This is a genomic window from Rossellomorea sp. y25, from assembly GCF_038049935.1.
In the GTDB taxonomy this organism is placed as follows: Bacteria; Bacillota; Bacilli; order Bacillales; family Bacillaceae_B; genus Rossellomorea.
This window is the reverse complement of the sequence record NZ_CP145886.1, coordinates 4625573-4633006: the sequence shown is the minus strand read 5'-3', so window position 1 is coordinate 4633006 and position 7434 is coordinate 4625573. Positions and strand designations below refer to the sequence as shown.

Sequence of the window (7434 nt, the reverse complement as noted above, 5' to 3'; positions counted from 1 at the left end):
AATGTGGAAAATATATATAATAAGGAAAGAAAATGGTTTTTCGACAATATCCACCACTTGTGGACAACGTTTTACAAACCCTCTGAATAAGTTACCCACATGATATCCACAAATTGTGGATAACCCGATTTCGTAAATAGAGTTATTAAGAGTGAAAACACAATAATCATATCAAAATATCCTAGGGGGTGCAATGCTTTTTAAATTTTATCCACAACCTGGGGACCTTGTGGAATTGTTTTGTCCACAAGCTATGAACTTGTGAAAAAGTTGTCAATATGTGTTGTGGATAATTTAAAACGGTGTCGAATCCTATCCACAGGCAGGTTGAATAGAGAAATTGAAGATGATTTGTAGAAGGAGAAAGATCTAGAAGAAATTTCGTTATTTGAAAAAAGAGATGTTTTATTTTAAATAAAAACTGCAGGCTAAGTAAGTTGATTGGAGCGGAAATCAACCAGTACTCGCTTGTTGGAAACTATCAGCTAGGATTAACGATGATTACTAATGACTTACTTCAGAAAATCTATTAATGCAAGAACAGAAGCAAAAAGAAAAATAATATGAGTGTTGACTTTTTATGGGTACCGTCTTTATAATAGTGAGGAATGTCTTTAACTTTTATAAAGATATCCTTCAGGGAGGTGTCATAGATGAAAAGAACGTTTCAACCAAATAATCGCAAAAGAAAAAAGAACCACGGTTTCCGTGCACGTATGAGCTCTAAAAACGGACGCAATGTTTTAGCTCGTCGTCGTAGCAAAGGAAGAAAAGTATTATCTGCTTAGACCACTGAACTGACTCAGTGGTCTTTTTTTTCCTTTATATCCAAGGGGAAAGACGATTTGGCTCGTTCTTATAGAGAATAAAGAGAAAAATCACTTATAATTTCAAATGAATGAGCCAATAATGTCGAGGATACATCAAGACAAAAATGAAAATTAGGTGTGGTCAATGCGGAAAGATCAGAGAGTGAAGAAAAATAAAGAGTTCCAGGAGATATTTAAAAAAGGAACATCCTTTGCAAATCGGCAATTCGTTTTATATCTATTGAAGAAAGAAGAGCCTCAACCGTTTCGAATCGGGATCTCGGTAAGTAAGAAAATCGGGAACGCAGTTTGTCGAAACCAAATAAAGCGATATGTCAGGCAGGCTTTCTTAGAGTTACAAGAAGACGTACAAGATCAGTACGATTATTTAATCATCGCCAGAAAACCGGCGGCCGAAATGAATTTTCATGAGGTGAAGGGCAGCCTCACCCATGTGCTAAAAAGAGGAAAAGTGTTGAAAAGATCCTCTAATGGCAAACATGATAGAAAGAAGTCATAACATTTTACGATATTGACAGGTTTCGTCATCACAATCCTATGAAAAGATGTTACAATACGAGAGATTGTACTTTTTAAGTACGGGAGACCTGTTTTACATTTTACTTGAAAGATATTAGTTGGGAGGAAAATAAGGGTGAAAAAGAGAATTATAGCCCTGATGGGAATCATTGGGCTAATGGCTATACTATCAGGTTGTACGGAATACAATCAGCCTATCACACCTGAGAGTAGCGGAATATGGAATGAATACATTGTCTATCCTTTATCACAATTAATTACTATGGTAGCTGAGTTCATGAGCGGTTCTTATGGACTGGCCATTGTCATTGTTACATTGATTATTCGTTTAGCGATTCTGCCATTAATGATTAAACAAACGAAAAATTCAAAAGCCATGCAGGCTTTACAACCAGAAATGAAAAAGCTGCGTGAAAAATATAGCTCTAAAGATGCACAGACACAACAAAAACTTCAACAAGAAACGATGGCTTTATTCCAAAGTCATGGGGTAAATCCGCTGGCGGGTTGTTTCCCATTAATTGTTCAGATGCCGATTTTAATTGGGTTCTACCATGCGATCGTAAGAACAGAAGAAATTAAAGCTCATAATTTCTTGTGGTTCGATCTGGGTAACCCGGATCCTTACTATATTTTACCTTTAGTTGCAGGTGTTACGACGTTTATCCAACAGAAATTAATGATGGCGGGTACAGCGAATCAAAATCCGCAAATGGCGATGATGCTCTATATCATGCCAGTCATGATCATCATTTTTGCGATTAACTTCCCTGCAGCTCTATCCCTTTACTGGGTAGTTGGAAATCTATTTATGATCGTTCAAACGTACTTTATTAAAGGACCTGAAATTAAAGAAGCGCAAACCGCTAAAGCTGGTGGGAATTCGGGAGGAAAGAAAAAGTGAGAGAAGTAGAAGCGACTGGTCAAACGGTGGAAGAAGCCATTGAATCAGCCTTGTCTCAACTGAATATCACCCAAGAAGAAGCAGAAATTGACGTCATTGATCAAGGTAAAAAAAGTTTGTTCGGATTGTTTGGAGGAAGACCGGCAGTCGTTCAAGTCAAAAAAGCGATTGATCCGGTAAATGAAGCGAAAGATTTTCTTTTGTCTGTTGCACATGAAATGGGAGTTAATGCTACCATTGATGTGAAAAGAGATGGAAGAGATGTGGAGTTCAACATATCCGGTGAAAAAATGGCTCTCTTAATAGGAAAAAGAGGACAAACGTTGAATGCTCTTCAACATTTAACTCAACTAATTGCAAATAGGGTTTCCGATCAGTTCATCACCATCCTTTTAGATGCAGAGAACTATCGAGAAAGACGTAAGCAAACGTTAACAAACCTGGCTGAACGTTTAGCAGAGAAAGCGTTGCGCACAAATCGTTCAGTTTCATTAGAACCTATGCCTTCCTATGAACGAAAAGTGATCCATACAGCATTAGTCGATTCGACGACTGTTGATACACATTCAGAAGGTAGAGAACCAAATCGCTATATAGTGATTGCTCCAAAATAATAAAAGACGATTCCTTTCGGGGGATCGTTTTTTTTTTTTTGCTCATTTCGAAAACTTTATTGCTTTTTTACAGAGAAATGAGTCGTTTATTTCTCCTGCAGGACACTTCCTATGCAAGCTAACCCCTTTAATGTTCTTCCCCCGTTGTCGCGTCACAACTCTGTGGATTCTTATTTTCATCCCGGTTTATTGTTATTCACATGTGGATAAGTTAAAATAATAGAGATGAAGTATTGGATATGTGGATAACATTATTTGGTGGTTATTAGTTGGTTTCCTTTCTTTAGTATTAAATAGGATTGTGATATTCTAATAATTTGGGGAAACTTTGCTCAATACTAAAATTTTTTATATAAATAGACTCAGTTATAAGAGAGGTGAATACGATGGAGTTTGATACAATCGCCGCAATTTCCACTCCAATGGGAGAAGGAGCCATTGCTATTGTGCGTTTAAGCGGTGATCAAGCCTTCGATATCGGTGATAAGATCTTTAAGGGAATGAAGGGAAGCTCGATGAATGAATTTGCTTCGCATACCATTCATTATGGACATATTATCGATCCGGACACAGAGCAAGTGGTGGAAGAAGTCATGGTTTCTGTGATGAGAGGTCCCAAGACATTTACCCGTGAAGATATTATAGAAATCAACTGCCACGGGGGACTCGTGTCGGTTAATAAAGTATTGCAGCTCGTATTGAAAAATGGGGCCCGCCTTGCAGAGCCGGGTGAATTTACAAAACGGGCATTCTTGAACGGAAGAATCGACCTTTCCCAGGCAGAAGCGGTCATGGATCTGATACGGGCAAAAACCGATCGGGCGATGAATGTGGCACTGAATCAAATGGAAGGCCGACTTTCCAATTTGATTCGAAAGCTTCGTCAGGAAATTCTTGAAACACTGGCCCATGTAGAAGTGAATATCGATTATCCGGAATACGATGATGTGGAAGAAATGACGCATAATGTACTGTTGGAGAAATCGAAGCATGTCCGGGATGAAATTGACCGTCTTGTACGAACATCAGAACAGGGGAAAATTCTTAGAGAAGGTCTTTCCACCGTTATTATTGGCCGACCAAATGTAGGAAAGTCATCTTTATTAAACAGCCTTGTTCATGAAAACAAGGCGATCGTAACCGATATCCCTGGAACAACACGGGATGTGATTGAAGAATACGTGAATGTACGCGGTGTTCCGTTACGTCTGGTCGATACGGCCGGGATTCGTGAAACAGAGGACATTGTCGAGCGAATCGGTGTGGAACGTTCACGACAAGTATTGAAAGAAGCGGATTTAATTTTACTTGTGCTCAACTATGCGGATGAATTAACTCCTGAGGATGAACAGCTTTTCGAAGCGGTTAGAGGAATGGACGTTATTGTCATCGTGAACAAAACGGATCTGCCTCAGAAAATTGATATAGATAAAGTAAGAAAACTAGCGGAAAATCATCAGCTAGTCACAACGGCTTTACTTGAAGAGCAAGGAATCGATGAGCTGGAAGAAGCGATTTCATCTTTATTCTTTGCAGGGTCCATTGAAGCGGGGGATATGACGTATGTGTCCAATAGCCGTCATATTGCTTTACTCAATCAAGCATCCCTTGCGATTAATGAAGCAATCGATAGCGTAGAAATGGGAACTCCCATCGATATCGCTCAAATAGACTTAACCAGAACGTGGGAGCTTTTAGGTGAAATCATTGGAGATAGCGTTCATGAAAGTTTGATTGACCAGCTGTTTTCACAATTCTGCTTAGGGAAATAAACATTATTAAAAGGTGGACGCATACCAGTTGCGATCCTACAAGGAGGAAAAATAAAACCATGCAATATGACGCAGGGCAATATGATGTCATTGTCATTGGTGCTGGCCATGCCGGAGTAGAAGCAGGACTTGCTTCCGCCCGTATGGGAGCTAAAACGTTAATGGTCACCATTAACTTAGATATGGTCGCCTTTATGCCATGTAATCCATCCGTTGGTGGTCCGGCAAAAGGGATCGTTGTAAGAGAGATTGACGCTCTGGGTGGAGAAATGGGGCGTAATATAGATAAAACACATATTCAGATGAGAATGTTGAACACAGGAAAAGGACCAGCTGTCCGGGCATTACGAGCTCAGGCCGATAAATTCCTTTATCAACATGAAATGAAACGCACAATCGAAAATGAACCGAACATGACCTTGATGCAAGGAATGGTCGAGGAATTAATCGTAGAAGATGGTGAATGTAAAGGTGTTGTTACGATGACGGGTGCTGCCTACCGTGCGAAAACTGTCGTCATTACTACGGGTACATTCCTCCGCGGAGAAATTATTTTAGGAGATCTGAAATATTCAAGCGGACCTAATAATCAGCAGCCTTCTATTAGATTGTCTGATCACTTACATGAATTGGGCTTCGACACCGTTCGTTTTAAAACAGGAACGCCACCACGAGTGAATAGTTCGACTATCGATTATTCGAAAACAGAAATTCAACCGGGTGATGATGTTCCGCGTGCGTTCAGCTATGAAACGACGAAATATATCACTGATCAACTTCCATGTTGGCTCACATATACGAACGAACAGACTCATCAATTGATTGACGACAATCTCCATCGTTCTCCAATGTACTCTGGGATGATCAAAGGAACCGGACCACGTTACTGTCCTTCCATTGAAGATAAAGTCGTCCGTTTCCATGATAAACCGCGTCATCAGATTTTCTTGGAGCCGGAAGGAAGAAACACACAAGAAGTGTATGTTCAAGGATTATCAACGAGCTTACCTGAAGACGTACAGCAAAAGATTCTTCAAACCATCCCGGGTCTTGAGGAAGTACAAATGATGCGTGCCGGGTATGCCATCGAGTATGATTCCATCGTGCCTACACAATTATGGCCGACCCTTGAAACGAAAAAAATTAAAAATCTTTATACAGCGGGACAAATCAATGGAACGTCCGGATATGAAGAAGCAGCTGGACAAGGTTTGATGGCGGGGATCAATGCTGCGTGCCGTGCCCTGGATAAAGAAGAAGTCATCTTAAGCCGCTCTGATGCTTATATCGGGGTTCTCATTGATGACCTCGTGACCAAAGGTACCAACGAACCTTATCGTCTATTGACTTCCCGTGCTGAATATCGCCTGTTGCTGCGTCATGACAATGCCGATCTTCGTCTTACGGATATCGGTCATAAAATAGGATTGATTTCCGATGACCGATACGAACGGTTTACAGCTAAAAAAGAAGCGATCTTTTCAGAGAAAAAACGCCTGGAAGGAATCCGCATCAAGCCTACTGACGAAACACAGGCCGTTATCCGTGAATCGGGCGGCAGTGAGCTGAAAGACGGCATATTAGCAGCGGATCTTCTGAAGCGCCCTGAAATGAACTATAGTCATATTAAATCACTCGTTCCAAGTGAAATCGAGCTTGATCCCGACGTAGAGGAACAAGTGGAAATTCAAGTGAAATACGAGGGCTATATTGAAAAATCTCTTCAACAGGTCGATAAAATGAAGAAGATGGAAAATAAACGAATTCCTGAGAACATTGATTACAGTGCGATCAGCGGTTTAGCTTCTGAAGCGAGACAGAAATTAATCGAGGTTCAGCCCCTTTCTCTGGCACAGGCTTCCCGGATTTCAGGAGTGAATCCTGCAGACATCTCTATTTTACTCGTCTATATCGAGCAAGGGAAAATTGCAAAAGTATCCGGTGATCAATAGAGGTAAAGGAAGGATAATTTCATGAATGTAAATGAATTTCAATCAATGCTTGAGGAGAAGGGGATCCCCCTTTCTTCTCAGCAATTAAATCAGTTTGAGCGCTATTATGAATTGTTGGTTGAATGGAATGAAAAAATGAACCTGACGGCCATCACGGAAAAGGAAGATGTGTATTTAAAGCATTTTTACGATTCGATCAGCGCAGCTTTTTATGTTGATTTCTCGCAGGTGACAACCCTTTGTGATGTTGGGGCAGGAGCTGGTTTTCCGAGTATCCCTCTTAAAATATGCTTCCCGCACTTACATATCTCAATTGTTGATTCCTTGAACAAGCGGATTACGTTCTTAAACCATTTGTCAGATGAGTTAGGGCTTGAAAACACGAATTTCTATCATGATCGTGCTGAGACCTTCGGTAAAAACAAGGCTCATCGTGAAAAGTATGATATGGTTACAGCAAGGGCCGTAGCCAGAATGTCTGTTTTAAGTGAATTATGTTTGCCTCTTGTTAAAAAGGGTGGTTTCTTTGTAGCCATGAAGGCTTCAAACGTAAATGAGGAGCTATCCAATGCAAAGAAAGCAATCGGCATGCTGGGCGGACAAACCGATAAAATGTATTCATTCATTCTTCCGGAAGAGGAAAGTGAACGTAATATCGTGAAGATCGACAAAGTGAAGGAAACGCCTAACAAATATCCCAGAAAACCTGGGACACCAAATAAATTACCGTTAGAATAGTATGAACAGTTCTCCTGCCTTCATGGTAACACTGAACCTGAGCTTGGATGATCTAAAGCATAGGCAGGAACTCGTCATATTTTAGAGAATATTATTAAAGGGAGT

At 40.4% G+C, this 7434-nt stretch carries 7 protein-coding genes; all 7 read left to right on the top strand.

Annotated elements, in window-relative coordinates:
- The first annotated feature begins 653 nt into the window (after positions 1–653).
- The 7 genes from rpmH (at position 654) to rsmG (ending at position 7329) form a co-directional block, all read left to right on the top strand.
- Positions 654–788 (top strand): 50S ribosomal protein L34, encoded by a 135-nt coding sequence (gene rpmH, locus AAEM60_RS23065; RefSeq protein ID WP_034764748.1) that lies wholly within the window; start codon positions 654–656, stop codon positions 786–788.
- 166 nt (positions 789–954) lie between these two features.
- The gene (gene rnpA, locus AAEM60_RS23060) at positions 955–1329 is read left to right on the top strand and encodes a ribonuclease P protein component (RefSeq protein WP_299745595.1); all 375 of its coding nucleotides are present in this window, start codon (positions 955–957) and stop codon (positions 1327–1329) included.
- Positions 1330–1464: 135 nt separating this feature from the next.
- The gene (spoIIIJ, locus tag AAEM60_RS23055) at positions 1465–2253 is read left to right on the top strand and encodes a YidC family membrane integrase SpoIIIJ (protein WP_299745592.1); all 789 of its coding nucleotides are present in this window, start codon (positions 1465–1467) and stop codon (positions 2251–2253) included.
- Entirely contained in the window at positions 2250–2867 is a 618-nt protein-coding gene (gene jag, locus AAEM60_RS23050; protein WP_299745589.1) for an RNA-binding cell elongation regulator Jag/EloR, read from the top strand. The genes spoIIIJ and jag overlap by 4 nt, the downstream gene beginning before the upstream one ends.
- 386 nt (positions 2868–3253) lie before the next feature.
- A complete protein-coding gene (gene mnmE / locus AAEM60_RS23045; protein ID WP_299745586.1) occupies positions 3254–4639 on the top strand; it encodes a tRNA uridine-5-carboxymethylaminomethyl(34) synthesis GTPase MnmE in 1386 nt (461 codons plus the stop codon).
- Positions 4640–4698: 59 nt separating this feature from the next.
- Complete coding sequence (mnmG, locus tag AAEM60_RS23040) at positions 4699–6591, top strand: tRNA uridine-5-carboxymethylaminomethyl(34) synthesis enzyme MnmG (RefSeq protein ID WP_299745584.1); 1893 nt, start codon at positions 4699–4701, stop codon at positions 6589–6591.
- A 21-nt stretch (positions 6592–6612) separates the two neighbouring features.
- Complete coding sequence (gene rsmG, locus AAEM60_RS23035) at positions 6613–7329, top strand: 16S rRNA (guanine(527)-N(7))-methyltransferase RsmG (RefSeq protein WP_044340272.1); 717 nt, start codon at positions 6613–6615, stop codon at positions 7327–7329.
- Positions 7330–7434 lie beyond the last annotated feature (105 nt).

Excerpts from the sequence above, each read along its gene's own strand:
- rpmH (WP_034764748.1), top strand. The coding sequence starts at position 654 with ATGAAAAGAACGTTTCAACCAAATAATCGCAAAAGAAAAAAGAACCAC.
- rnpA (WP_299745595.1), top strand. The coding sequence starts at position 955 with ATGCGGAAAGATCAGAGAGTGAAGAAAAATAAAGAGTTCCAGGAGATA.
- mnmE (WP_299745586.1), top strand. The coding sequence starts at position 3,254 with ATGGAGTTTGATACAATCGCCGCAATTTCCACTCCAATGGGAGAAGGA.
- mnmG (WP_299745584.1), top strand. The coding sequence starts at position 4,699 with ATGCAATATGACGCAGGGCAATATGATGTCATTGTCATTGGTGCTGGC.
- rsmG (WP_044340272.1), top strand. The coding sequence starts at position 6,613 with ATGAATGTAAATGAATTTCAATCAATGCTTGAGGAGAAGGGGATCCCC.